Below are 486 nucleotides of genomic sequence, written 5' to 3'. Positions count from 1 at the left end.
TCTAATTTTGGAAGGTTTTGTGTAATTTAGTTAGATATAGGTTTTAATCTATATCTTGGAAAGTTGTTTTATTCTTTAAAAGGGCAAATATCCAATGTAAGAGCTTATTAACACTTGCAATAACAGCTACTTTAAGGGGTTTTCCTTCTTCACGTTTTTTATCATAGAACTCTCGTAATTTCTTATTACGAGGAATAAATTCATCACTTGTTTTGCTTTTACGACAGTCACGTATAGCACAACGAACAGCCATATATAGGGCGTGACGAAGCCTGCTGGACCCTCTTTTTGTGATTCGATTCTTGGTAGCTGTAAACTTACCTAATTCAAATACACTAGGGTCAACACCAGCGAAATCTACCAGCTTTTTAGGATCAGTAAATCGATCTATCTCCCCAATTTGTGAAATAATCGTTGCAGCGATCTTTTCTCCGATACCTGGGATAGATTTGATAATATTATATTCTTCAACTTCTTTTGCGAAGG

At 35.2% G+C, this 486-nt stretch carries 1 protein-coding gene; it reads right to left on the bottom strand.

Annotated elements, in window-relative coordinates; all coding sequences use genetic code 11:
• Nucleotides 1–43: 43 nt before the first annotated feature.
• The coding region (locus CHI06_RS29035) for a transposase (protein ID WP_142301052.1) at nt 44–486 on the bottom strand (443 nt) is incomplete at its 5' end.

The sequence above is a fragment of the Bacillus sp. 7884-1 genome (genome assembly GCF_002272245.1).
GTDB lineage: Bacteria > Bacillota > Bacilli > Bacillales > Cytobacillaceae > Neobacillus.
The sequence above is the reverse complement of the archived record's forward strand: the minus strand, read 5'-3'. Positions and strand labels throughout refer to the sequence as shown.